This window comes from Pedobacter indicus, from assembly GCF_003449035.1.
Classification (GTDB): Bacteria; Bacteroidota; Bacteroidia; order Sphingobacteriales; family Sphingobacteriaceae; genus Albibacterium; species Albibacterium indicum.
Window position 1 is genome coordinate 3,253,361 of sequence record NZ_QRGB01000001.1, and the last position, 23,572, is coordinate 3,276,932.

The 23,572-nt window shown below is 40.5% G+C and carries 21 protein-coding genes; 10 read left to right on the top strand and 11 right to left on the bottom strand.

Features of this window, described 5'->3' with window-relative positions; translation table 11 throughout:
• Window positions 1-2: 2 nt before the first annotated feature.
• Window positions 3-3,788 carry a hypothetical protein gene (locus tag D3P12_RS14290; RefSeq protein WP_118196611.1) on the bottom strand — a complete coding sequence of 1,262 codons (3,786 nt, stop codon included), beginning with the start codon at window positions 3,786-3,788 and terminating at the stop codon, window positions 3-5.
• A 299-nt stretch (window positions 3,789-4,087) separates the two neighbouring features.
• Between D3P12_RS14290 and D3P12_RS14295 the strand changes: the two genes are divergently transcribed.
• Window positions 4,088-4,936 carry an RteC domain-containing protein gene (locus D3P12_RS14295; protein ID WP_118196613.1) on the top strand — a complete coding sequence of 283 codons (849 nt, stop codon included), beginning with the start codon at window positions 4,088-4,090 and terminating at the stop codon, window positions 4,934-4,936.
• Window positions 4,937-5,002: 66 nt separating this feature from the next.
• Here the strand turns inward: D3P12_RS14295 and D3P12_RS14300 are convergent, their stop codons facing one another.
• Window positions 5,003-5,341, bottom strand: coding sequence for a VOC family protein (locus D3P12_RS14300; protein ID WP_205941113.1), 339 nt, complete (start codon window positions 5,339-5,341; stop codon window positions 5,003-5,005).
• A gap of 329 nt (window positions 5,342-5,670) precedes the next feature.
• Between D3P12_RS14300 and D3P12_RS14305 the strand changes: the two genes are divergently transcribed.
• The 4 genes from D3P12_RS14305 to D3P12_RS14320 all read left to right on the top strand — a co-directional run bounded on the left by D3P12_RS14305 (window position 5,671) and on the right by D3P12_RS14320 (window position 11,013).
• Window positions 5,671-5,979 (top strand): helix-turn-helix domain-containing protein, encoded by a 309-nt coding sequence (locus D3P12_RS14305; RefSeq protein ID WP_090603262.1) that lies wholly within the window; start codon window positions 5,671-5,673, stop codon window positions 5,977-5,979.
• Between the two features lie 87 nt (window positions 5,980-6,066).
• Window positions 6,067-7,509 (top strand): DUF3945 domain-containing protein, encoded by a 1,443-nt coding sequence (locus D3P12_RS14310; RefSeq protein ID WP_118196615.1) that lies wholly within the window; start codon window positions 6,067-6,069, stop codon window positions 7,507-7,509.
• A 104-nt stretch (window positions 7,510-7,613) separates the two neighbouring features.
• Entirely contained in the window at window positions 7,614-9,698 is a 2,085-nt protein-coding gene (locus D3P12_RS14315; RefSeq protein WP_118196617.1) for a type IA DNA topoisomerase, read from the top strand.
• Between the two features lie 511 nt (window positions 9,699-10,209).
• Window positions 10,210-11,013 (top strand): rRNA adenine N-6-methyltransferase family protein, encoded by an 804-nt coding sequence (locus D3P12_RS14320; RefSeq protein WP_118196619.1) that lies wholly within the window; start codon window positions 10,210-10,212, stop codon window positions 11,011-11,013.
• Between the two features lie 88 nt (window positions 11,014-11,101).
• On the opposite strand, the gene D3P12_RS14325 is transcribed toward D3P12_RS14320, so the two are convergent.
• The 7 genes from D3P12_RS14325 to mobA form a co-directional block, all read right to left on the bottom strand.
• On the bottom strand, window positions 11,102-11,890 hold the full coding sequence (locus tag D3P12_RS14325) for an RteC domain-containing protein (RefSeq protein ID WP_449369346.1): 789 nt from the start codon (window positions 11,888-11,890) through the stop codon (window positions 11,102-11,104).
• Window positions 11,891-12,026: 136 nt separating this feature from the next.
• On the bottom strand, window positions 12,027-13,229 hold the full coding sequence (locus D3P12_RS14330; RefSeq protein ID WP_118196623.1) for an MFS transporter: 1,203 nt from the start codon (window positions 13,227-13,229) through the stop codon (window positions 12,027-12,029).
• A gap of 210 nt (window positions 13,230-13,439) precedes the next feature.
• Window positions 13,440-15,440, bottom strand: a complete 2,001-nt coding sequence (gene mobC, locus D3P12_RS14335; RefSeq protein WP_118196625.1) for a conjugal transfer protein MobC — start codon at window positions 15,438-15,440, stop codon at window positions 13,440-13,442.
• A 105-nt stretch (window positions 15,441-15,545) separates the two neighbouring features.
• Window positions 15,546-15,734: a hypothetical protein gene (locus tag D3P12_RS14340; RefSeq protein ID WP_118196627.1), complete on the bottom strand. Its 189-nt coding sequence runs from the start codon at window positions 15,732-15,734 to the stop codon at window positions 15,546-15,548.
• Between the two features lie 78 nt (window positions 15,735-15,812).
• The gene (gene mobB, locus D3P12_RS14345; RefSeq protein WP_118196629.1) at window positions 15,813-17,096 is read right to left on the bottom strand and encodes a conjugal transfer protein MobB; all 1,284 of its coding nucleotides are present in this window, start codon (window positions 17,094-17,096) and stop codon (window positions 15,813-15,815) included.
• Between the two features lie 13 nt (window positions 17,097-17,109).
• The gene (locus tag D3P12_RS14350; protein WP_118196631.1) at window positions 17,110-17,976 is read right to left on the bottom strand and encodes an AadS family aminoglycoside 6-adenylyltransferase; all 867 of its coding nucleotides are present in this window, start codon (window positions 17,974-17,976) and stop codon (window positions 17,110-17,112) included.
• Window positions 17,977-18,070: 94 nt separating this feature from the next.
• Window positions 18,071-18,505, bottom strand: a complete 435-nt coding sequence (gene mobA / locus D3P12_RS14355) for a conjugal transfer protein MobA (protein ID WP_118197117.1) — start codon at window positions 18,503-18,505, stop codon at window positions 18,071-18,073.
• Window positions 18,506-19,267: 762 nt separating this feature from the next.
• Between mobA and D3P12_RS14370 the strand changes: the two genes are divergently transcribed.
• The 4 genes from D3P12_RS14370 (at window position 19,268) to D3P12_RS14385 (ending at window position 21,440) form a co-directional block, all read left to right on the top strand.
• Window positions 19,268-20,035 (top strand): ParA family protein, encoded by a 768-nt coding sequence (locus D3P12_RS14370; RefSeq protein WP_118196637.1) that lies wholly within the window; start codon window positions 19,268-19,270, stop codon window positions 20,033-20,035.
• Window positions 20,036-20,040: 5 nt separating this feature from the next.
• Entirely contained in the window at window positions 20,041-20,451 is a 411-nt protein-coding gene (locus D3P12_RS14375) for a DUF3408 domain-containing protein (protein ID WP_118196639.1), read from the top strand.
• A 72-nt stretch (window positions 20,452-20,523) separates the two neighbouring features.
• Window positions 20,524-20,799 carry a DUF3408 domain-containing protein gene (locus tag D3P12_RS14380; protein ID WP_046792024.1) on the top strand — a complete coding sequence of 92 codons (276 nt, stop codon included), beginning with the start codon at window positions 20,524-20,526 and terminating at the stop codon, window positions 20,797-20,799.
• Window positions 20,800-20,801: 2 nt separating this feature from the next.
• Window positions 20,802-21,440 carry a conjugal transfer protein TraD gene (locus D3P12_RS14385; protein ID WP_118196641.1) on the top strand — a complete coding sequence of 213 codons (639 nt, stop codon included), beginning with the start codon at window positions 20,802-20,804 and terminating at the stop codon, window positions 21,438-21,440.
• Between the two features lie 23 nt (window positions 21,441-21,463).
• On the opposite strand, the gene D3P12_RS14390 is transcribed toward D3P12_RS14385, so the two are convergent.
• A complete protein-coding gene (locus D3P12_RS14390; protein WP_118196643.1) occupies window positions 21,464-22,264 on the bottom strand; it encodes a TIGR02391 family protein in 801 nt (266 codons plus the stop codon).
• Window positions 22,265-22,285: 21 nt separating this feature from the next.
• On the bottom strand, window positions 22,286-23,089 hold the full coding sequence (locus D3P12_RS14395; protein ID WP_118196645.1) for a phospholipase D-like domain-containing protein: 804 nt from the start codon (window positions 23,087-23,089) through the stop codon (window positions 22,286-22,288).
• A gap of 167 nt (window positions 23,090-23,256) precedes the next feature.
• Between D3P12_RS14395 and D3P12_RS14400 the strand changes: the two genes are divergently transcribed.
• Window positions 23,257-23,562: a DUF4134 domain-containing protein gene (locus D3P12_RS14400; protein ID WP_021192140.1), complete on the top strand. Its 306-nt coding sequence runs from the start codon at window positions 23,257-23,259 to the stop codon at window positions 23,560-23,562.
• Window positions 23,563-23,572: the final 10 nt, after the last annotated feature.

The window sequence follows — 23,572 nt, forward strand, 5'->3', positions numbered from 1 at the left end:
TTTTAGTACTCTAACTTGTTACGTTGGGCTTCCTCGTCTTCTCTCTTTGCGTCCTCCAAATATCGTTGTTTCATGTGTTTAAAAATTTCAGCGACATTTGGGTATTTGTACTGGAAATCTGTCTCTAATTTTTCGAAGTAGCGGGCTTTTGCTCGCTCGATATTTCCTCCATCGTAAGGGCCTCTTGTGGTAGAACCTCTTTTGTTGAACATAGCCGTAGAATAACCACTTTTAATACTACGGGTATTTATCTCCTCAATGGTTTGAAATATTACCTCCTGTGGCCACTCAGGAAAATTCTCGGGATATTGAGCCAATATCTTTCCAATTTCGGAATCGGCAGCTTCTAATCTATCAACTGCTTTTGCCAATTGTCTTACCTTAAGAACCCATTCTTGCAATGTTGTTGTATCGATGGATTTGTCTTCTTTCATACCCGGTATTTTTTTCCAAGAATGAAGTAAATGATAGGCTTGTTTCGCTCTGTTTTGGATAAAATCGTCGGAAATACCCTCCCTTTCTTTCTCCAGTACTGCTCTATCTTTTGGTAGATAAACCCATTTTAAAATTTCGATGAAAAATTCTGGATTGTTAGTCAGTTCTTCTTCCAAAACTTTAGGATTTCTTCTCGTACCATACGAATCTAAGATTGGTAGAAATAGCCATTCTAATTTAATTAGTGTGGATTTATCGATATCTTTTCGTTTATCAAGTTCTTCAAAAATCCGTTCAATCTCATATCCTTTAAATCGTGGTGCTTCATTCGACTCTTCTGTTCCCGACTTAAAAAGCATTTCGGAAAGAAGATTACTTGGTAGTTTTTCTATAAAGTGATTAGAAACATCAATAGCAGAAAAGAAACGCTTGTATTTTAGAAGCTTATTTATCCCAAACGTTATTTCGCTCTCGGACACTCCGTAAAAATTTGGGTTGACATTTTCCCAATATTCATTCTCAATTTCTTCATTCAAAGATGCAATGAAATCCCACAATTGTTGGTTTTGATTTAGTGGTATTAAAGCATTGGATATCGCTATATTACTATAACCATGTTCTTGTAAATCCAAAATCAATGATTTCACCCAATTAAAGTCTTCATGGCGAGATTTTTGATAAATAAAATTATGAATAAAGCCTATGGTGCTTTTATCATCGTATAGGCATTCACAAACTTTTAAAACCTCGTCTTGAGTGGAAATGATGCCAGCTAAAGCACTACCTAAGTGCCACGGCTCTTTAACCTTTTTACGCAAATCTAATGTTCTACTTAAACCTAATTCCTCACGAAGAATAATTATAGCTTTTTCTCTTTCAGTATTAATACGGTTTTGCTGTTGTACATGTCGTTCCTTATAATCATTTTCCACATATTTAAATCCCTCGGGAAAGTCAGGCCAGTGGTCATTAAAGAGCCAAATATACTTGTTAATAATGTCCGTCGGCTGAAGTTTGTTATAAAGAGCTTCCAATCTAACCAACTCTGATCCAGGTAAAGCCCAATCCGTATCAGGATGAGATCTATGTTGATTTAATATCTTTCTTATGGATTCCCAAGATAAAAAATCTATCTGTTCAACATTTTCGTAAATACTTTCTGCCCATTCTAATACACGCTTCCTATCTTGTGAAGAGAGATTTGGAATTTCCTCTATGAGTTGCGCAAATTTCAATTCATCGTTATCGAAAATTGATATCAGCATTTCAATAACTTCGGAATGAGTTTTCCATATTTCTTCGTAGGTGTAACTTAAATTTATATTCTTATCAAATATACGCCAGCGCATCTTGTGAGTTGGGTGTGCAATACCGTGACGGTCAGGCAACATTCTTATCAAGAGAGACCAGCCCGACTTTTTTTCTTTTTCTGTAATATATCTCAAAACCTTCATTCTTTCATCAAATGAAGCAAGTGTTTGATAATGCCATGGTTTAAAGATTTCGGCTATACTGTTTGATGGTCTGTTAGACAGACGCCCCCCCGGGTCGAGCCGAGATAATGTGAGTAAAATCAAACTCGAATCCAATAAATATTCTGGCAACCAAGCCAAACTTTCAAGTGCCCATAACAATCCTGTATGATGACTCGTCTTATCAATGAACCCATCTTCCTCCATAAACATATCCATGATTTCAGGCTGTTTTTTGACTAAAGATTTGTTGACAGCATTCAGGAAACTTTCGGGTGATGCTTCTGCTATTAACGGTAATTCGTGGTCAACTGATATCCACATTTCTCCGCTTGCATTATCAAGTAAGTCAAATATTAAAGCATCAACAAAACTTTGAGGATTTTTTAGATTGGAAATTTTCACTTCGTTTAATCTTCCTATTAAAATTAAGGACTGAACCAACCCTTCTCGTGACCATGTAGAGTATTTTTTCCTTTTCGAAAAATATGCAGAAAAGCTGTTTTCATCTTCGGGTTCAATCGTTGGATTACCATTTTTAAATGCTAATCCAAAACATTCTTGAAGGTCTTCAAAATCTTTGGGAGTGAGAAAAGATGATAAATTTGTCCATAAATCCAACGGAGAAGTTAATCGCCAAGTCTCGCCAATTTGAATGATGGGAGATTCTTCAAAATTTTTCCATCTATTTAGCGTAACAACATATTCAGAATATTTTTGACCTGACAACTTTTCAATCAGTTCGATGTCACCGACAAAGGTTTCGTTCCATCTTCCAATTAGTAATGCAGGGATAATTTCACGAATGTTTTCGTTCTCCATCCATTTTGCTTTGTTATGAGGAAAGCCAAGAAGTTTTTTCAGGATAGTGATGTTTCTTCCCGCTTCTCGAGAAAACTTTTCGGCGTCAGTTTCGGGGATACCGCTATCGATTAAACATTTCACCTGGCCAAATTTGTCGATAATTGGCAAAGTGATTGTTTCTTGGTTAAACTCGTCATCAGCACCCAACGGAACTAAAACATGATGATTGTTAGAAACAGCAGAAAACATTGGTAATTTGTTATCGAAAGTTGGAATTAGAATAAGAGGTGACACAAAATTTGTTGATACTACTTTATAGGCCGCTTCAGAGTTAACAATTAATGTCCTTGAAAAAAAGCGTTCTGATTCATTAATAGGAAAAAGCTTTGCTGCCGCAATGATAAACGCAATAGCTTCATTTTTTGATGCCGCTTTGACCGAGGTAATATTAGGGGTATCTTCGAGAAAGTTAAAAATATTTTCTTGCTCTCTTTCACGACCAGATGTAACTATCTGTGGCAACAATTCGATGCTTTTAAATTTTGACCAATACTTCCAAAACTGTTGCGCTGTGTCTATTCCATCAATTGGAGCCTTTCTTAAGTAATCTGCGAACCACATTGAGACCGAAACGGCAATATCAAGCCATTGTTCTAAATTTGATGAATCGTAGACTTTAACATCTTTCCAAAAGTTTTCAGCTCGCTTCGTGTTTATCCATTTTTCTTTTGCTTTCCAAAATCGAGGAGTAATAAAAACGAATACACTCTCTTTAGGATCATAACCTAAAGTGTCGGCTTTCCTTTTATTATAATCTTTATCGGCTTTTGTTTTGGGTTGTGTCTCTGTTCCAAACTCATATAATGAGATTCCTTTTGGAACATAAGCCGTATCCTCTTGACAAAATACCTCTCCGTCCCAACCGCCAATATAAGATGTACTTCCAGAAGGGAAATTGATTTGGGTACTTTTGGGTGTAGTAGCACGCACCAATAGTGAAATTAAATATGGGAAATCACTTTTCGACAAAGCTGTGTCTGCCCAATTTTCAATATCATTTCTTGTTACAAGTTTCATATATATAGTAGTAGATATTCTTTCTTTAATAATGTCATTGTGTATATGCAATATATTTTCTTAATCCCCTGATACGCAAACAAGAACGTATTTATGATGACTGAAAAATTCTCTGTGACAATTTACGAATTTTAAGCGTGATAAATATTTACAAAGTAACGCATTGAGTTGTAGAGATATCATTTATTGTGTTATTGACAAAAAATCTTCACCTACTTCGTCCTGTCTCATGAAAAAAGCTCGGTACTAATCGTAAAATTTGGAGAGGCTTATTGGCTTCATTTTAAACCATTGGTATTATGAGACACCTATTACACAAAATCGTCTCCGACATACAGAAACAGGAACGTAAGTTGTCGGCGGAGGCTTCGAGTTTTATGGACGAGGCATACAGGATGACGGTCTATCTGAAAGAGCTTCTCGGAGACATTAAAGAAGACATTTTAAATGAGGGCTTCGCAACATTAGAGGACGAAATACTTTTCTTTAAGCAGATAAAGCCTACCGTTCTTGGCAAACTCATCTATTACAACAAAGTGTTCAGAATAGAAACTGCCTGCCCTGCAAGTAATGGAAATATGTATGAGAGCTATTTTGCCATGCACCTGCGTGAATTGAAACAGGAATACACCGAGCATGTCTGCAATTCCGATTTTTACCGCTATTACCGTTCCGGCAGAACCGACCGAGATGAACAATACTTTACACTTGGCAAAATCAACTGCTATGACGGTCTGAACAGCTTCGTGTTTGAAATTGATACAAAATCTTCGACTTACTTTGATTACAAGGTGGCGAAAATCATAGCCAACGAATTAATCTATAACTATCTGACGACAAAGCTAAGCCCCGAACAAAACCCTGATGTACTATTGCAACAAGAGGAAACAAAGGACTTCTTTTGGACACAGACCAAAAATGCCCTTATCGAATTGATTTATGCACTCTATGCCTGCGATGCCATTTCGCACGGAAAAATAGGCATCCGCAAAATCAGCATGGTGTTCCAAATCCTGTTCCGTGTCTCGCTCAACGACATCCATAACAGCTTCCACAGGATGAAGACCCGTGCAGGCTCTCGGACATTGTTTTTAGACCAACTGAAACACAGCTTAGAGGAATATATGGACAGGGAAGACAACCTGTAATTTTTGTCTTCCTAATTCGATAACAAACTTTGGTTTCAATAAACGAAAAAAAGACGTTATTCTTCTTTACGTTGTTGCACGTTGAACACTGTGCCTGCAGGGTCTTGAATCCAATTCATCACATGTTTCGACACCGTTAGACAGTAAATAATCTGTCGCCTCAGCCACATTTGGAACGGTGAGTTGTAACCAAGTTTCCGAATGGGTATAGTTGTCAACACAGTCCAGCCAAATTACATTATTTCCGAATTTTACTTCGTGTGTTCTGGAGACGGTGGGATTGTCGATGGGCTTTTCCGAAACTTCAAGTTTCAGTATATCCCTGTAGAAAGAAACTGTCTTTTCGTATTTACCTTTAGGTATTTTAATAGCGATATTAATTCCTGCTTCAAATTTCTGATTCATATAGCCTCTGTTTTAGATAAACGATGGACTTAGCCATTCACGTTTTACACTACAAATATAACGGCTCAATGCTTTAAGTCTACTTACCATAAGGCAAGAAGTTTAATAAACCAATACTTTACACGCACTTGCCTATATGTGTCTATCGCCAAATCCATTAATTTGGATGCCGACCGATTGACCAAAAGTGCGGAAAGACCCTAAAAACGGAACTTTACATGAATTGTAAAAAAATAAAAAAAGTGCCTTTTTGATAGACACATATCGGACGACAGCCTGCGCCAATCGCTCCAATTTTGTGGTGTTAGAAATCATTAAAAGTATTTGTTATGAACATCGACAGAATGGAATTTATCGCATGGATGGAACGTATAATGGAGCGTTTCGATATTTTGAAAGAGTACGTCCTAAACATCAAGAAAGAACGGCACAGCATAGACGGCGAGGAATTACTGGACAACCAAGACCTGCTCCTCATGCTGAAAATCAGCCACCGCTCCCTGCAACGATACCGCTCCACGGGCAAGCTACCGTATTACACCATCAGCGGAAAACTGTACTACAAACTATCGGATGTACACCAGTTCATTAGGGAAAGTTTCAAAGCCCCTCTACGGCGTACAAAAGAAAACCGATGACAAACCCTACCACGAAAAGACGGGTACGGCTATGTCGTACCTGCTTCACCTACTTTCGGACAATGTAAACTTTAAAAAATCAATATCATGAGCGAACAGACAAATGAAAATCCACAGCAATATCCCGAACAGCTTTCGGATGTGCTGTTGGTGATGGACAAGGAAAAAAAGAAAATCCAAGCCGTCACTGGCGTTGACGAAAACGGCAATCTGAAAACCGTTGATGCCACCAAGAAAAACCAAAGCCAATTTATGCGAGTGGACAGAGCCGGAGATTTGTTTACAAATTTCTTCTCCAACTTTTGGCGACAGATTAAAGACCCGACCCATTTCTCTTTCTTCAAAGTACCTGCAAAGGAAGCGGTCGAAACCGCCAAAGAAATGCAGAAACAGGTCGATGCCCCCACCAAAGAGGGCGAGGCTGTCATGGTAAAGCATAAGGTTAAAGAGCCAAAGGAGCAACAACAGGAAACCAAAAAGGATGTGGAAGCACCACAGGCGACACCGGAAACACAGCAAGCGCAGGAAAAAAGCGAATACCGCTATAAGGCAGAAGACATTGACTGGCAAACTTTAGGACAATTCGGGATAAGCAAAGAGAGGCTTGAAAAAGACGGTCAGTTGGATTTGCTATTAAAGGGCTATAAAACCAATAAGGTATATCCTATAAGTGTCAATTTCGGTTCAGCTATCATACGCTCGGAAGCAAGGCTCGGTTTCCAAGACGGTGAAAGCGGACAGCCTGTACTGGTCATGTACGGTGTGCGCCACGAACCCAACCTCAAAGCCCCTTTCTTTGGTCACGAGTTTACCAAAGAAGACAGGGAAAACCTGCTCAAAACCGGAAATATGGGGCGTGTGGTGGAATTGACCAACCGCAAGACAGGCGAAAAGATACCGTCCATTATCAGTATCGACCACCTAACGAACGAGGTTATCGCATTCCGGCAGGATAGCATAAAAGTACCCGATGAGATTAAGGGCGTAAAACTGACCGAAGACCAAAAACGGGATTTGAAAGATGGGAAAGCCATTTATTTAGAGGGGTTGGATTTTAGGAACAGTACAAACAAAAATGCCCATGTGCAGTTCAACGCCGACAAAAAATATACGGAGTTTCTCTTTGGCGATAAAGCCCCCAAACAGACACAGGAAAACGACCCGAAAATGTTCCGCAACAAAGTGTTCTCCAATGAACAGTACAAGCAACTTACCGAGGGCAAGACCCTTTATATTTCGGACTTCAAAGACGGACAGGGAAACGCCTATAAAGGTTACGTAACGCTGAACAAAGAAACAGGGGGTTATAATTTCAACTTTAAGAACCCCAATGCGCTGAAAAATAAGGCACAGCCTGCCGAGGCACACAAAACACAGGTTGCCGTAAACTCCAACGGGAAAACCAACGAGGCAACCAAGCACATCAAAGAGCCTCTGAAACCGGAACAACAAAAGCCGAAAAATAAAGCACAACAGCAACGGCAGAATGCACCCAACGCTCCGGCTAAATCCAAAGGGGTAAGAAGATAACACCATCAAAAAACATTTTTCTTTGGAAATCCCCTCTCACAGAACACGGAGGGGTTTCTCAAAGAGAAATGTTCACCACATAATCCATTAAAAGAAATAGTATCATGAAAGCAATCATTGCAGAAAAGCCAAGTGTGGCGAGGGAAATAGCCACCCTGTTGGGAGCGACCGAAAAACGGGATGGCTACCTAAAAGGAAACGGCTATGAAGTTACGTGGGCATTGGGGCATTTAGTCGGACTGGCGATGCCCGAAGATTACGGGTTATCGGGCTTCCAAAGGGAAGCCCTGCCCATATTGCCCGACCCTTTTATACTTACGGTACGCAAGATAAAAAAGGACAAAAGTTATGTTCCCGATAACGGGGCATTAAAACAATTAAAGATTATCGAACAGGTCATCGGTAGATGCGATAGTATCATCGTGGCCACCGATGCCGGACGTGAGGGCGAACTCATCTTTAGGTATATCTATGAATACCTAAAATGCCGGAAACCCTTTGAACGTCTATGGATAAGCTCACTCACGGAAAAGGCGATTAAACAGGGTTTTGACAACCTAAAAGCCGGAAGCGAATTTGACGGGCTGTACCGTGCCGGACAAGGGCGGAGCAAAGCCGACTGGCTTGTGGGCATCAATGCCTCGCAGGCGTTGAGCATTTCGGCAGGGCGTGGCGTTTATTCGCTTGGTAGAGTACAAACGCCTACGCTTGCCCTTATCTGCAAGCGATACTTGGAAAACAAAGACTTTACCGTCAAAAAATACTTTCAAATCCAGTTGGAACACCGCAAGGAATTTACAGACTTTAAGAGCCTTTCCAAGACCAAATGGGATGACAGGAAACTTGCTGAAGATACGCTGAAATCCGTTCAGCGTATCGGAAGAGCAACCGTTACGGCGGTGGAAACCAAAACGGTTTCGGAGCAACCGCCTTTGCTGTTCGACCTTACGGGATTGCAGAAAGAAGCGAACAAAAGGGCTTTCTATACTGCCGAGGAAACATTGAACATTGCCCAAATCCTGTATGAAAAGAAGTTTATCACCTATCCCCGTACAGGGAGCAAGTACATCCCCGAAGATATGTGGTCGGAAATCCCTGCACTGGTAAGGAATTTGGAAGCACGGGCTTCCTGCAAAAAAGCGGTCGGAAAAGTGAAATGGGGTCGTTTCAACAAACGCATCGTGAATGACGTAAAGGTCACAGACCACCACGGTCTGCTGATTACCGAAAAAATCCCGTCCGAATTAACGGCACACGAAAATGTTATCTATGATATGATTGCGCACCGCCTGTTGGAAGCCCTTTCGTCTGCCTGTACCAAAGAAATAACAGACATCGGATTGCAGGCTTTTCATTATGATTTTACACTGAAAGGGTGTAAAATCTTCGAAGCCGGCTGGCGAGGCATCAAAGAAAAATTTACAGACGAGGACAGCGAACCTGTGCAGGAACTGCCGGAATTAAAGGTCGGTGATGAATTGAAAATCAAAGAGGCATCCGTACTGGAAAAGAAAACCAAACCGCCTGTGCTTTACACCGAGGCAGGTCTGTTGTCCGCAATGGAAAATGCCGGAAAAGAGATTGACAACGAGGAAGAACGGAAAGCCCTAAAAGACATCGGCATCGGTACACCTGCCACAAGAGCCTCTATTATAGAAACGCTTTTTAAGAGGGATTACATTCGGCGTGAAAAGAAATCCCTTATCCCTACCCATAAGGGATTGCAGGTTTATGGAGCGGTTAAGGACAAAAAGATTGCCGATGTAGCCATGACCGCCGAATGGGAAATGGCATTGCAGAAAATCGAAAACAACGAGGCGGGTGCAGGTGCTTTTCACCGTGAAATGGAAGCCTATGCGACTTCCATTACACGGGAGCTTTTGGACACGGGCATTGCCCATGAAAAGCAACCCGAAATGACCTGCCCCAAATGCAAGAGCCGTCAGCTATTGGTTTGGAACAAGGTTGTAAAATGCCCCGATGAGGCTTGCAACTGGCTTCAATTCCGTACCGTGTGCGGAGTGCCGTTGGGCCTTTCCGATATAGAAAGCCTTGTGACCAAAGGAAAGACCAACCTTATCAAAAGCATGAAAAGCAATTCGGGCAATAAATTCAATGCCTATATCGTCATGAACGATAAAGCCGAAACCTCTTTTGAATTTGAAAACAGGAAACCAAAAAGAAAATAAATGTTTTGTTTTTTGGACGGCATACAGCGTGAGGGATAGAAGCGACATCCTTTTGCGGTCCTCGCAGATCCGCAAAAGATACAGCGGATAGCCCGACCCGTCTGCATTTTTTCGATAGCCTGGGCATGGTGCTAAAATGCAGACGGTGGCACGCCTAAAATCACTGTTGAGCTTACCCTAAATTACCGATAATTAAAATCAAAAATAGTTCAGTTGAAATGCAGTGTTTGGCAAATCGGTGTAATATTATTTTTATATCTTTGTACAAAGAACATTTGATATGGGTGTGAATTGTTGCGCTTGCTTTATAAAACTATGGACTGTTATCTAAGCGATAGACAGTCTAAAAGTTATCTAAAATTTCCTTAATAATTATTGGGTCATCAACTGATGGTTAACCATTGCTGTTCCTTTTTGGAGTAGTTCGGTTATTTATTTCTGATGGATAATACTGTCTGTCGCTCTTTGCGATTTTCTATTCAGTTCAGTAATTATTCAAAAGAAACATTTTATGAAAAAGCGTAGCTTACCAGTAAGGTTTACGGGGCAACACTTTACAATTGATACTATACTAATAAAAGACGCCATTCGGTTGGCAAACATACAGAAAGAAGATATTGTTTTAGATATTGGTGCGGGTTCTGGATTTTTGACGATACATTTGGTCAAATATTCTACAAATGTGGTTGCTATAGAGAACGATAACAGTTTAGTTTCGGAATTACGTTCAAAATTCAAGACCAATAGAAATGTTTTTATCGTCGGAGATGACTACCGAAAATTTGTAGTGCCACAAAAAAGCTTTAAAGTAGTATCTAACATACCTTTTGCTTTAACTTCCGAAATTCTCAAATCCCTCATGTATTCCAATATGGAATTTTTTAAACGGGGTTGTTTGATTATGCAGTTAGAGGCTGCTCAAAAACTTATTAGGAAAAAGTATTTCAATCCGTACATAGTCTTTTACCACACGTTTTTTGAGGTAGGGATTATCTACGAAATAAGTCCTAAATGTTTCATGCCCCCGCCGACTGTAAAATCGGCTTTAGTGAAAATTAGTAAAAAAAAATGTATTGATAATATTGGTATCGAAACAAAGGAGAAATATCTTAGCTTTCTTTATTTTATGACTAAGTCGCCACATTTGCCATCAAGAACTGTTTTAAAAAGAATTTTCAGAAAGCACCAAGTAAGGGATCTTGCAAATTGTTATGGTCTGGAATTGGATAATCCAGTGAGTTTAATGTCCTCTGAACAATTTTTAGGTTGTTTTTTGAATATGCTAAGGCTTGTTCCCGTTGATTATCATACTTAAAAAAACGAACAACGCTGTACCTTATGGTTCAGTGTTGTTCTTCTATTAGTTTTAGGTAATAGTCTAAAGAATACATTTCATATCATTGCTACTTTCCTTCCTGTTCGTCCATTTTCTTTAGAAGCGTTTCCCGAAGTGTATCAAGAAACTTTGTAGGGTTCATTTTCCTATTTCGCAGTTCCAAATACGTTTGATAAAAGTTGCCTAAATTGACGTTAAACGCATTCTCAAAATACTTAGCAATAAATCGTATATCTGCATTTCCATTGTCAAATACACCTTGATAATGCAGTGAATAAATTAGTTCTATTATTGCCACTTTGCTACCCGTCCAATTGAGTTTTTTCAAGGCTTGAGGCTTATCTTCTTGGTCTTTATTGTTCAACTGGTCTTCGATATATACCTGTATCAAATCATTGGCTATTATTTTAGCAACTTTGTAATCATGCGAGGTGGAAAATGTTAGGTCGGACTGAAAATAACCAGTGTCCAAACATAACTTTATATCGTGGTTTCCACGTATAAAGAGCTTCTCGTCAAGCGAAGTGTTATTGGTACGATAGTACTTATAGAAATCGAGGTTGTTGTCAAAATAACGTTTGAGTTTTTTCAACTCTCTGTTGAGATACTTCTTGATAGGTTTTGACCCATAGGGTTTCCTTGTCTCAATTTTATAAATTGAATTGTAATAAATAAGTTTGGCTACGATAATAGGCTTCTGGAATTTGAAAAATCGAATTTCCGCTTCATTGTTCTTGAACCCTTTTTTTAGAATATTTTCTTTTACTTCAGATAGGCACTCAACAATGAGGTGTATCACTGCCTCTATCCGTTGTAATGAGCGATCGGTCTCGATTTCCAAATCCTTTATTGCCATATCAAGCCTATATAATGTATCATAGTAAAATTTATCCATAACTCTATAATGAAATTAATGAATGAGTACTTAATAGAAATAGATGAACACTCCATCTATTTCTATTGAAGGTGTTTATCGTTTACTCGATGGAGGGCTATATATTACCCAATTTTCGTGCTGATGGCACGAACAAGCTAATGAAACCCGTAAAGACACTAACAATACCCGCTATGATAAACACATTAGCAATTCCTATATAATCAGCAATTATTCCTGTGCCTACTATACCCGCTATAGAGGGGAGCAATATCAAGCTGTTGTAAGTGGAGATAACTCTGCCCAAAAAAGCATCTTCGACCCTAAGTTGGATGATGACTAAAAATATAGCATTGTAAATAGCATAAGAACATCCACCAATTACGGTTAGCAGAGCAAAGTACACGAAAGCATTTTCTGATAAAACTCCTGAAATCACCAAATATGCACCAAAAAGCAAATACATTATATTTACAAGTGTCACTTTATTTATATTCAGACGTTTTATCCCTATAATAATCCCACCTGCTAAAGCACCTATGCCCCATAACATTTCGATTAGCCCCATTTGAAACGAACTACCGTTAAAATGCTCTATAGTCATTAATGGTAGCAGTACAGAAATTAGCATAAATGAAAAGGTTACAAGTGCGGAACAGATAAATAGGTATGACATACCCTTTTTGGAATGTATTAGCAGAATACATTCTTTTACATCTTGAAACAAGCTGTTTCCAGCTTTTTTAGTTATAGGATTAGGTATGTATACAAAAGACAATAACAAGCATGCAAAAACGGCACCGATAATATCCAAGAAAAGAATATACTCTATGCGTCCAAAACTAATAAGTGTAGCACCTATCACAGGAGCTACTATTCCTGAAAAAGAATGTATGCTCTGATTAATGCCGGCTATTCGAGATAATTCAGATTTGGGTGCTAACAAGGGAATAGATGCTTGCATCGCAGGTGTATGGAATGCCGTCCCTATTGAGCGACAGGCAAAAAGCGCATAAAGGTATTCAAGTTGAACATTGCCAGACAGAAAAAGTACAATCAGTATAAGCGTACAGAACGCTATAAATAAATCGGATACTATCATTATAGTCTTCCGATGCCATCTATCGACATATGCACCTATAAACAATCCTAAAACCGCCTGAGGTAAATACCCTGACAACACGGCATAGGCAAGCACCTCGGGCGATTTAGTTTCCAGACTTAGCCAAAAGAAAGCAGAATAAGTAACTGTTGAACTCGTTAATAACGATATAAATTGACCTATCCATATGAGAAGGAAGGTCTTTCTCCATTTTTCCATTAAAATTAATATTCTAAATTGTTATGTCATTCCTCGTAAAAAAAATGACGTGAAATATTTAGGTAACAGTAACTGCTACCCTGTTTGATAACAAAAACAGAAAGTTCTGTTGATTTAGAATATTAATTTGTAACGCTCATGGATTTCTATATATTGATGCAAAAATACGCATTTTTTCCGTTTGGGCAAGCATCTTCAATAACCTTTTCTTTACTCTGCCTGCACCAAATGCTGTAAATCGGGGTCATTCTTGATACGTTCCATTTCGCTTTCCACAATCTGCACAACGTCCGCTTTGACCTGTCTGTAATTGGCTTCGATTACCTGCTTCATATTATCGTTGCCGTGTTCATCGGTAAAGGATAATATCTGCGGTATCTTCTTATAGGCTTTGGTTTCGGCAGAAACCTTTTCGTTATCCACTACAATTTCAGCATGAAATATTTTCTGCTCGATACGCTCATCGAAGTTGTCCGATACTGCCCCGACAAATATACCCTGTGTGAGCGTGGATATTTTGGAAGCCGGAATAAGGCTGTCTAATTGAGTGGATATAGAAGTAGATTTGTCATTACGGTTGATAGTCATGCTTTGCCGTTTCTGCAACACTTTCCCAAAGCGTTCACTTAGGTTTTTAGCTGTTTCGCCCACTACCTGACCGGAGAAAATATTGCCCACGGTATTTTGGATGACCTTGCTTTCCTTGTCGCCGTAATCCCTTATTAATTGCGAATAGTCTTGAAAACCCAAGCACACAGCCACCTTATTGCTACGTGCCGTTGCGATAAGATTATCCAAACCCCGAAAATATATTGTAGGTAACTCGTCTATGATAACGGAACTCTTTAACTTATCTTTCTTATTGATAAGTTTTACAATCCTCGAATTGTACAATCCTAAAGCGGACGAATATATATTTTGACGGTCGGGATTATTACCCACGCATAAGATTTTCGGTTCTTGGGGGTTGTTGATGTCCAGTGAAAAATCATCCCCAGTCATTACCCAATAAAGCTGTGGCGAAATCATCCGTGACAACGGAATTTTTGCCGATGCTATCTGCCCCTGCAACTGGTCTTGCGCTCCGCCCTGCCACGCATCCATGAAAGCTGAAAGATAGTTTTCCAGTTCGGGATATGAAGTAAGTATAGTAAACACGTCTGCATATTTTTTATTAAGCAATTCAATAGCATGGGGAAACGTGCAATACTTCCCGTTTTCATAGATTTTCAGATACCAAATGATGGAAGCGAGCAATATAATTGGGCTTTCCACAAAAAAATCCCCCTGCTTCAAAATCCACGACCTGTTAAGGTTAAGCATAATGGTATAAGAGGCTTCGTAGGCATCGGATATGTCCGTCATAAAGGCAGGGCTTAGCGGATTGCATCGGTGGCTACGGCGTGGGTCGTCAAAGTTGATGACGTAAAACTTGGGTTTTACTTTATACTTATTGACATGCTTTAGTAAATGGTTGTAGGCAATGGTGGAAAGGTCGTCAAACTTGAAATCGTAGATATACATAGCAAACCCCTTTTCGATATGTTGCTTGATGTAGTTGTTTACGATGGCGTAGGATTTTCCAGAGCCGGGAGTCCCCAGTACAATCAAAGCTCGAAAAGGGTTGACGATATTAATCCATCCGTTGTTCCACTTGCCTTTGTAATAAAACCTTGTGGGAAGATTGACCGAGTATTCATTTTCTATTAGACGGGTTTCCTGTTGGAAACTCTCGTTTTCATTATTGAAAACATCGTCCATCAGATTGTTGCGGAGCAATCGTCTCATCCAAACCCCTGCCATGAGCAAGGCTATATATCCCAAACTCGTTGTAAGGATGTAAAGCGATGTGGCAACCCCTGCCGACAGCTTTAACAATGGCGAGTTCAGAAAGAACAGTACAAAACCTATAACTAAGACAGTGTAAATCTTAGCCCATGTTATCTTTTCATTCTTTACACCCTTAGTGCCGAGACAGCTTAACGCCAACAACAGCAATGCAAAAATCTTGGTGTAAAGGGTGTGGGCAAACAGCCCTGCGGTACGGTTGAAATTGGTCAGTATCTTACCTATTATTTCCAGTGTCCACCCACGTTCGGCAAAGAACCCGTAACAGAACCAATAAAAGTGCATCAGTACCAAAAGAATACTTACAGCACGCATAAAAGCCATGATTTTGGCTAATCCTCTCAAATCGTCTTCTCCCTGCATAACAATAAATTTTAGTGATGCAGGAAATTTAGAGGCTATTTAAAAGTGCTTATCCAAAGGGGGGGCTGATGGCTCTTGGTGGCGGTATTCTGCTTATTAGCCTTTTTATGCAGAGATAATCTTTTCTAATTCGATATCTATGAGTTGTAGGGAGATATTCAACGCTTTTATTCGACGTACCATTAGCGTATGTTGTGAAGATTTTTCTTCTAATTTGAGGATTGCCCTGTCACATTTACTTAATAGTGACGTAAGAGAATTTTTTGCTTCTTTGAGTTCAATTTCTGTTGGCATATAGGGATGTTATGAGTTTATAATAGCAAAATTAGAAATAATTTATATGATTATAAATCACTTAAATCAAACTTATGCTTACATTTTTTTTCTTTTCTTTTTCTTCATACGGTTTGCAAATGCCTGTTCCTCGTAGTCTTCGCCCTGTGCCTCCGGCAGTAGACCACCCAATCCATCTATCCATAAATCATCGGTCTGCTGTTCTTTATTTAGAAAGTTAAAAAGTGCATGGGCTTCCTCATTCTCTACGGTGTTGCCCGTGGTAGATGACTGATTTTGTGCGTTTGTTTTTTCAGCTTCTTGGCGTTGCCCAACCGCTTGCTCGTTCCTCCAATCATTAAAGACATTCGCCGAAAGGTTTTTACCTAAAGCTGAACCGTTCCAAACGGTACGGCTTTCGTGGTCGATAAAAGTCATACCATATATACGCGCCTCATCGTTGCGCCGTACCACGGTATTGATACCCTGTTCCATCAGTTGCTTTTTAAAATCGGTTTCGTTTGTAGCGGTGTGCATTGCCACTTCAATGGTGCTTTTGAGTACAGCTCTTACGGGGTCGGCTTTCATTTTCTCTTTAGCCTTTGCGAATTGGTTTTGCAATTCGTCCAGTCCTGCCTGCTTCCCGAAAAGGGATGCCTTAAAAGGATTGCTCGCTTTTTCTCCCTGTTCGTTCAGCGCAAAATAAACAAGACCGTTTTTAGGCTGTCCGTGCAGTTCCCCTTTGACTTCCTCCGCCGTAATATTGAAAAGCGATAGCAAAGCGTTGTACGCTCCGAGGCTTGCGTAACTGTAATACTTCGGCAAGTGTCGCACCATCGATGCGATTTGGCTCTTAACGTCTCCGGCTCTGTAATCCACCGGACGGAATACCTGCTCGTTTCCGGTACGCTGTTTTTCCGTTGCAGGTATGAGGTTATACGTTTGCTCCAAATCCCGACAGATTGCCATCGAACGGGGATGGTCGTAACTATCCGGTAGCTTTTTCCCGTCCAAACCCACACATACCGTTACGATATGGATATGGGTACGTTCAATATCAGTATGCTTAAAAACGATATAAGGTTGGTTGCCATATCCCATGCGCTCCATATATTCCTGCGCCATTTGTACGAACTGCCCATCGCTGACCCTATCCGCAGGATCGGGGTTCAGCGATATGTGGCGCACTGGCTTTTCCGTTCTGATATTTGCCAACAGATACGGATCAAAACACTGGTGCAGGTAACTGGTCGAATAGGTATTATCCAATGTTTCGGGTATTCTGTTCAATAATAAAACCTGCCCGTTTTCACTGTCAATCTTCTTTTGGTTGTATGAAATTGCACCGTACAAATTCTCGCCCTTTCCAATCTTCGCTATCATTGCGTTACTCTTTTCATTGGGACTTCATTTTTAATTCGCTTAAATATTTTCTTATATCCATTTCTAATTTTGCAGGGTATTCATAACCTAATTTTTCTGAAAGCTCTGTTCCGATTTCAGACACTAAATCCGCGATTGCGAACAATGCATCCCAATTGTCTTCAATTTTCCTTCCTGAAAATGTCTGTTCTATTTTGCTCCACATTTCAGAGGTGAGAAGTTTTTTAAAGAGCCTTCCAAACTTATTGGTTGTTATGCTCCAATCGTGCTGACTAGCGATATGCCATTCGATTAGAGGGATTAAATAGTCGGTTCGAATATTGTTTTCCGACATAAATTTCGCGTAAAATAATTCATCTCTTACAAGGCTTTTAGCCAAGTATGTAGTATCCCACCAAAAATCATTTAACGTCTGCCTGAATTTCTGTTCTGTAGGTTTTTTAATGATGGAAACCCGATAAGTGGGCTCTTTCATATTCTGTGTGATGCAGTCTTTATCAATCAAAACTTTATAGCCGATGTCCCAATCTTCACACAATTCATCTTGGTTTACTTCCTCTAAAAAATCAGGGACGCTATACAGTTTGAAATCAACTTTTACATAATCTTCATACAAAACCATTTTCATCGCGTGTTTATAATCGAAGTAGCTTTCGTCTTCTTCAACCATTGCAATGGGATTGCCGAAATAATGTGTCCAGCTGTTATCCGAAATATATACTGCTTTATTCTCAAAAACGAGTTCAATATCCAGATCACTGAATTCATCGACGGGTGCCAGTGGATTCACAAGGGAGCTTGTAAGCAAAACAGCTCTTACGTCCTTGTTCTTTCCTGCCCAATCGATAATGGCTTTTAGTTTTTCTTCTCTTAACTGCATTCTGTTAATATATCTTTAAATGATTATAAAATCAAGGAATTATACAAATCGGGTAGTTGTTCGCTACTCATACCACGCATTTGTGTCCATTTTTCTATTGTTTATTCAAATACTCCTTCTCAAATTCCTGCGTCAGCTCAATCACTTTCCGGCATAAGTCCGCCATTTCTGCCGTCTGCTTTTCCAGTTTAAAGAGGTAAGCCGATGCCTTTTTCTCCGAGAAATTGCGGTAAAGTATCTTCACGATTTGGTTGTAATTCACGCCGACCGCTCTGAACTGGCTGTAAAAATTGGTGAGCCTCGTATGAAAATCGACTGCATCCATATCAATTTTTACGGTCTTGATTGGCTTCTGAAAGATACAGGCTGTAATGAAATGCGCCATTACTTTCATTCCCGATTGCTCGAACAGTGTAAGAAACTGTGCGTTTTCCATGGCGTTGAGACTAATCGAATAACGGTGGATGGCAGGGTCTTTCTTAGGCTTTCGACCAACTTTGTTTGTTCGGTTTCTTCTGTTGTTTTCCATATCTAAATCCATTAATAACCGAGCTTTAGCGAGCTCAACTTTAGTTAATTAACATAAACCCCGACTTCGGAGGGTGTTTTAAAAGCTCTCCGCCAACTGGCGGAGCAAGTGGTTTTGAGATGCGGAATTTATTTCGAGCATCTCAAAACATAACTTGCTCTGTTCGGGTGAACAGAAAATCCGTCCGCCTATCGGCGGATGCGGATTGGGTAAAGCGGAAAAAAACGGCTTTGTGCCGTTCCGCCCATAACTTCTATTCTCCAATGATTTTTCCATCCACCTTTTGCATTTAAGCCCTTACAAAGTAAGGGTAGCTTTTTCAAAGCATTGCCCTGTCCACCACGACCAAACGTTGCCAAAAAATGCCGTGGATTACCGCTTTAAATCAATGGAACGGAATAACCTGCTTCTTTGTGGTGTCAGTCACGCAAGCCTGTTTGCAGGCATCCGCTCCCGATGGCAGTTCTGAAAGACGGAGCGCAGGAATGCCGGAACGCATGACGGCGTTCCGCACGGCAGGCAGGAATACCGGATGGCATGAAAGCTATCCCGTAGCCATTCCAACGGGCAGGACGACAGGCAAGCCATCGGTCTTGCCTGTGTGAAAGCCGGAATGACGGCATGGCTGATTGAACGAATGACGGCAAGCCCGACAGGCGGAATTGTATCAAGACTGCCGGACAGTGTGCAGGGATGACAGCCCTGTTTCATGCCGGACGGCAGGCAGTACACGGAAAATAGAAACTTAAAAACAGAATAGAAATGGAAGCAACAAACAGGACAAAATTTATCGCTTTTTCAAGCCAAAAGGGAGGCGTTGGGAAAAGCACGTTTACGACAGTTACGGCAAGCATACTCCATTACCAAATGGGTTATAACGTAGCCGTCTTTGACTGCGATTATCCACAGCACAGCATCTGTCAGATGAGGGAACGGGATTTGAAAGCGGTCATGCAGAACGAGGTATTGAAAAAACTGGCACACCGCCAATTCTCGACCATCAACAAGAAAGCCTATCCGGTACTGCAAAGTAGGGCTGACAATGCCCTAACGGATGCGGAAGCGTTCATACAGTCTCCGACCGTTCCCGTGGATATGGTTTTCTTCGACTTGACGGGTACGGTGAACACTTCGGGCTTGCTGAATACACTGGCAGGAATGCACCATATCTTTTCGCCCATCACGGCAGACCGTGTGGTCATGGAAAGCACATTGAGCTTTACCGATGTACTGACCAATGTCCTCATGAAGCATGGGCAGACCTCCATCGAAACCATCCGGCTGTTTTGGAACATGGTCGATGGCAGGGAAAAATCGCAACTGTACGAAATCTACGGCAACGTCATCAAAGAGGTCGGACTGCAAGCAATGGAAACACGCATTGCCGACAGCAAACGCTTCCGCAAGGAAAGCGAGGCAACGGCAAAGACCGTCTTCCGTTCCACGCTGTTACCTCCCGACAAAAGATTGATGAAAACCTCCGGCTTGGATTTGTTCATCAGTGAATTTTTAAGAACCGTCAAACTGTAACCGCTATGGAAAATGAAAACAAGAAAAAGCCAAATGCCCCGATTGACGAGGCTTATCTCATGTCCATCATGGCAGGCGAAACAAAGAAGCCCCAACAGGCGGTAACACCCCAAGAGCCGACAAAGGAAACGCCAACGGAAAAGCCCGTAGCCAAAGAGCGCAACCGACAAAAGAGGGCTTCCGATACGGGCTATGGCGAGCGTTTTCTCAACAGCCACACCATGACACGCCGTGGCGATAAGAGCATCTACATCCGGCAGGAATACCACGAACGGCTTTCCCGTATCGTGCAGGTTATCGGGGAGGACAAGATACCCCTATATGCCTATTTGGACAATATTCTCGAACATCATTTTGAACAGTTCGAGAAAGCCATTACCGATGATTTCAACAATAAGTTTAAACCCATTTTTTAAAGTATTAGATTATGAAACCATCCGCCAACTGGCGGATAGCTTCATCACCATTAAAAATCAAATTATATCAAGATGAAAAAGACACAGCAAAAACAACAGGAAAAGATACTGCGCAAAGCCCATTATCAAACGGCATTTTTAAGACCGACAGGGGTTGTGGCAAGGTGCGGAAAATCGGTCTACATAAGCCCCGATTTCCACAAGAAATTATCCCGTATCGTCTTTCTGCTCGGAGAGGGAAAAATCACTCTTTCCGATTACCTGCACAGTGTATTGAAACACCACTTTGAGGAGTTCGGAGACGAAATAAAGATTATCTACGCCGACAAGCAAAAGCCAATCTTATAGCTATGGAAACATTGATTGTAATATGCCTTATCATCGTCATCATCCTTTTGCTGAAAGATAAGGTGGTCATCCATAAGACCGTCAGCAGGGAGGCAAAGCCGGAAAAGAAAAACCCCGACCTATCGGATATTATGGGGCTTCCCAAGCCTGTGGAACGACACACGTTGCCACTGAATGCCACAAAGAGACAATCGGGCGAACGTGACGGGATAGCTGATAATTTTGGAACAGAAACCTACGGGATAGGTTTAGGATTGGAAAATCCGCAGATTGAGGGAGAGCCGGATGAAGTTTTCGGGAGTATGTCCGATTTTGAAAATGAGGAAGACGAATGGGATGAGTACGGGTTTGAGGACAGCGACAATGAGTTTGCCACAGGGGTTACCTTTGATGAACTGACAACCGTGGGGGCATGGTTGGAACAAGAAGTACCAGAGCCTGCCCTGCAACAAAAAGCGGTGGATATAGTTCAGCGATTACAGGGAACGGAATTGTTCGGTCTGCTCGAAAACTCAATGGATGGGGCTTCACGGAAGATTGCAGAGTTGTTGGACAAGAGCCTCTCCACCGGAACGGATTTCAGTTCTCCCGATTTGCGGAAAAGTGATTTGGAGGATTTCGACATCGGGGAGTTTGTCTGAAAAGACAGCTTCCCTTTGTTTTTTTATAATGCTTTATCCAAACGCTTATGTGCGTATGAAATAGTATTTAAAATATCAAGAGCTTCTTCTTCGCTGATTTCAAATTTAATTTTAGGTTGATGGGCGGTAGGGTTTCTTATTAAACCAAAAATACCTTTGATTAAATTACATAATCCAATATGCTCACTTCTATCCGTTTCTGTTACTAAGTTGTTGATTTTAATCAAAGGGTTAGTAGTGGAGAATGCAGTTTCTACCAAAGCGTTACCGTCCGCATATAATCCCGTCATCTTCCTTAAACGGTCAGCGATACTTTTGGTCGCTTCAAAAACGGAATGAAAATAATTTTCAAGTAATAATTCAGCCCGACAATATTCAAAAACGGCTAAATGAACATTTCTGCTTTCTAATTTATGCTTTAAACGACTGGCTCTTTGTTCGGCATCGGCAATTGTTTTGGCTTTTTCAACTAATCTAAGGTTGCCCTCTTCTGTTAATTCAGTACCTATAAAAGCTAAACGTTTATTCACTTCTAATCTGCGATTATGAAAAACCTCTTCTTTACCAATATACCTCACAGGTTGTAAAGTATCTTTGATAAACCGTAATATATGGTTTGAGCATTGGTGTTGATTTTGCCAACTTGCAAATGCGGAATATAATCTTCTCCATTTTGTATTTTGGGGGTCAACATCAGGAATATTAGAATTTAAAAGGATTTGTCCTATTTCAGAACCTGTTAAACCATCTGTTGTATCTCCAATTGCCCTGCACAATCCCTCCAGTACATGAGCTTCAAACATTGGACGTTTAATATTTGCCATTATTATTTACATTAAAAATCACTATTTAATAAGACTGATAAATTCGCTCGCATATTTCTCTGCCAACTCACGACTATTTTCAACACTTGCTGTCTCTCTGTTCCAGTTCGCTTTAGTTGTCCAGTTGTATGAGCCATGAACAACCGTTTTTAAGTCAATTACGCAGAATTTATGGTGCATTATATTTTCATATTTCCCACTTTTAGGTACTCTTTTGGTTTCAAAATATTTCTCATAAGGAAATCCATATTTTGTGTTAATTTCATCATCCAACACTATTAAGCGAACGTTTACTCCCTCACGCTTCTTATTATAAATCTCTCTCATTAAGACTTTATTTGTAAACCATGCAACTGCTACCCAAATAGAGAATTTGGCATTTCGGATTTGCTCGACAATTTGTGCTTCTATATCTTCAAAATGAACTTCAACTTCTATGTTATCCGGTAAATCTGCGCCTATTATTTTGTATTTACCCTCAAACTCGTCAAGCCTATAACCGTCTTGTTGCAACAGGGAATTGATTTGTTCAACAGCTTTTTTTATATCCTTACTCGTATCTCTTGTGAAATGTCTTGGGTCAAAAACAATTTGCAGTAGTTGAACCATTTCTTTACTTCCATTTATTTCATATAGTTTTTCTAAAACATAAGCATTTCGGCTTAGGCTTCTCGGCATCCCCCCATCTTGATATTTGTAAACGTCCTTAAAACCAATAAGGTTAAAAATTTTTAAAATATCCGACCCCGAAAGACGAGGTGTTAGGTCATTATCTCCCGATATAAATTCCTTTATGCTTTCTATTGTTAAGTCTGATAATTTCATTAAGTATTTGGATGATTATTGTCAATGCTAAAATAGTATAAAAAGCCATACCCTGCCAATTAATTCCGCTGATTTCCAGTTTCCCATAACGCTTCGATTTCCATAAGACTTTTGTTCCGAAAGCCCACACGAGATGGGAATTAGTAACAAATTAATTCAGTTAAATCATGGAAAAACAAAGCAAAAAAGTGTTGCTGACAGGCGTTGCGTTCCTGTCGGCATTCGGTGTGTTCGCACAGGGCAACGGCTCGGCAGGCATCCAAGAAGCCACGCAGATGGTAACGAGTTACTTCGACCCTGCAACCCAATTAATCTATGCGATTGGTGCGGTGGTCGGGCTAATCGGAGGCGTTAAGGTGTACAACAAATTTAGTAGCGGTGACCCCGATACAAGCAAGACTGCGGCGTCGTGGTTTGGGGCTTGTATCTTCCTCATCGTAGCGGCGACCATTCTCCGCTCATTCTTCCTTTAAGCCGACGACC

What these genes read in the sequence shown, in the direction of transcription:
- D3P12_RS14380 (WP_046792024.1), top strand. Translation starts at nt 20,524, where the DNA reads ATGAAAAAGACACAGCAAAAACAACAGGAAAAGATACTGCGCAAAGCC.
- D3P12_RS14315 (WP_118196617.1), top strand. Translation starts at nt 7,614, where the DNA reads ATGAAAGCAATCATTGCAGAAAAGCCAAGTGTGGCGAGGGAAATAGCC.
- D3P12_RS14305 (WP_090603262.1), top strand. Translation starts at nt 5,671, where the DNA reads ATGAACATCGACAGAATGGAATTTATCGCATGGATGGAACGTATAATG.
- D3P12_RS14310 (WP_118196615.1), top strand. Translation starts at nt 6,067, where the DNA reads ATGAGCGAACAGACAAATGAAAATCCACAGCAATATCCCGAACAGCTT.
- D3P12_RS14300 (WP_205941113.1), bottom strand. Translation starts at nt 5,341, where the DNA reads ATGAATCAGAAATTTGAAGCAGGAATTAATATCGCTATTAAAATACCT.
- D3P12_RS14340 (WP_118196627.1), bottom strand. Translation starts at nt 15,734, where the DNA reads ATGCCAACAGAAATTGAACTCAAAGAAGCAAAAAATTCTCTTACGTCA.
- D3P12_RS14370 (WP_118196637.1), top strand. Translation starts at nt 19,268, where the DNA reads ATGGAAGCAACAAACAGGACAAAATTTATCGCTTTTTCAAGCCAAAAG.
- mobC (WP_118196625.1), bottom strand. Translation starts at nt 15,440, where the DNA reads ATGCAGGGAGAAGACGATTTGAGAGGATTAGCCAAAATCATGGCTTTT.
- D3P12_RS14295 (WP_118196613.1), top strand. Translation starts at nt 4,088, where the DNA reads ATGAGACACCTATTACACAAAATCGTCTCCGACATACAGAAACAGGAA.
- D3P12_RS14375 (WP_118196639.1), top strand. Translation starts at nt 20,041, where the DNA reads ATGGAAAATGAAAACAAGAAAAAGCCAAATGCCCCGATTGACGAGGCT.
- D3P12_RS14320 (WP_118196619.1), top strand. Translation starts at nt 10,210, where the DNA reads ATGAAAAAGCGTAGCTTACCAGTAAGGTTTACGGGGCAACACTTTACA.
- D3P12_RS14385 (WP_118196641.1), top strand. Translation starts at nt 20,802, where the DNA reads ATGGAAACATTGATTGTAATATGCCTTATCATCGTCATCATCCTTTTG.
- D3P12_RS14395 (WP_118196645.1), bottom strand. Translation starts at nt 23,089, where the DNA reads ATGAAATTATCAGACTTAACAATAGAAAGCATAAAGGAATTTATATCG.
- D3P12_RS14330 (WP_118196623.1), bottom strand. Translation starts at nt 13,229, where the DNA reads ATGGAAAAATGGAGAAAGACCTTCCTTCTCATATGGATAGGTCAATTT.
- D3P12_RS14325 (WP_449369346.1), bottom strand. Translation starts at nt 11,890, where the DNA reads ATGGCAATAAAGGATTTGGAAATCGAGACCGATCGCTCATTACAACGG.
- D3P12_RS14390 (WP_118196643.1), bottom strand. Translation starts at nt 22,264, where the DNA reads ATGGCAAATATTAAACGTCCAATGTTTGAAGCTCATGTACTGGAGGGA.
- mobB (WP_118196629.1), bottom strand. Translation starts at nt 17,096, where the DNA reads ATGATAGCGAAGATTGGAAAGGGCGAGAATTTGTACGGTGCAATTTCA.
- D3P12_RS14350 (WP_118196631.1), bottom strand. Translation starts at nt 17,976, where the DNA reads ATGCAGTTAAGAGAAGAAAAACTAAAAGCCATTATCGATTGGGCAGGA.
- D3P12_RS14290 (WP_118196611.1), bottom strand. Translation starts at nt 3,788, where the DNA reads ATGAAACTTGTAACAAGAAATGATATTGAAAATTGGGCAGACACAGCT.
- D3P12_RS14400 (WP_021192140.1), top strand. Translation starts at nt 23,257, where the DNA reads ATGGAAAAACAAAGCAAAAAAGTGTTGCTGACAGGCGTTGCGTTCCTG.
- mobA (WP_118197117.1), bottom strand. Translation starts at nt 18,505, where the DNA reads ATGGAAAACAACAGAAGAAACCGAACAAACAAAGTTGGTCGAAAGCCT.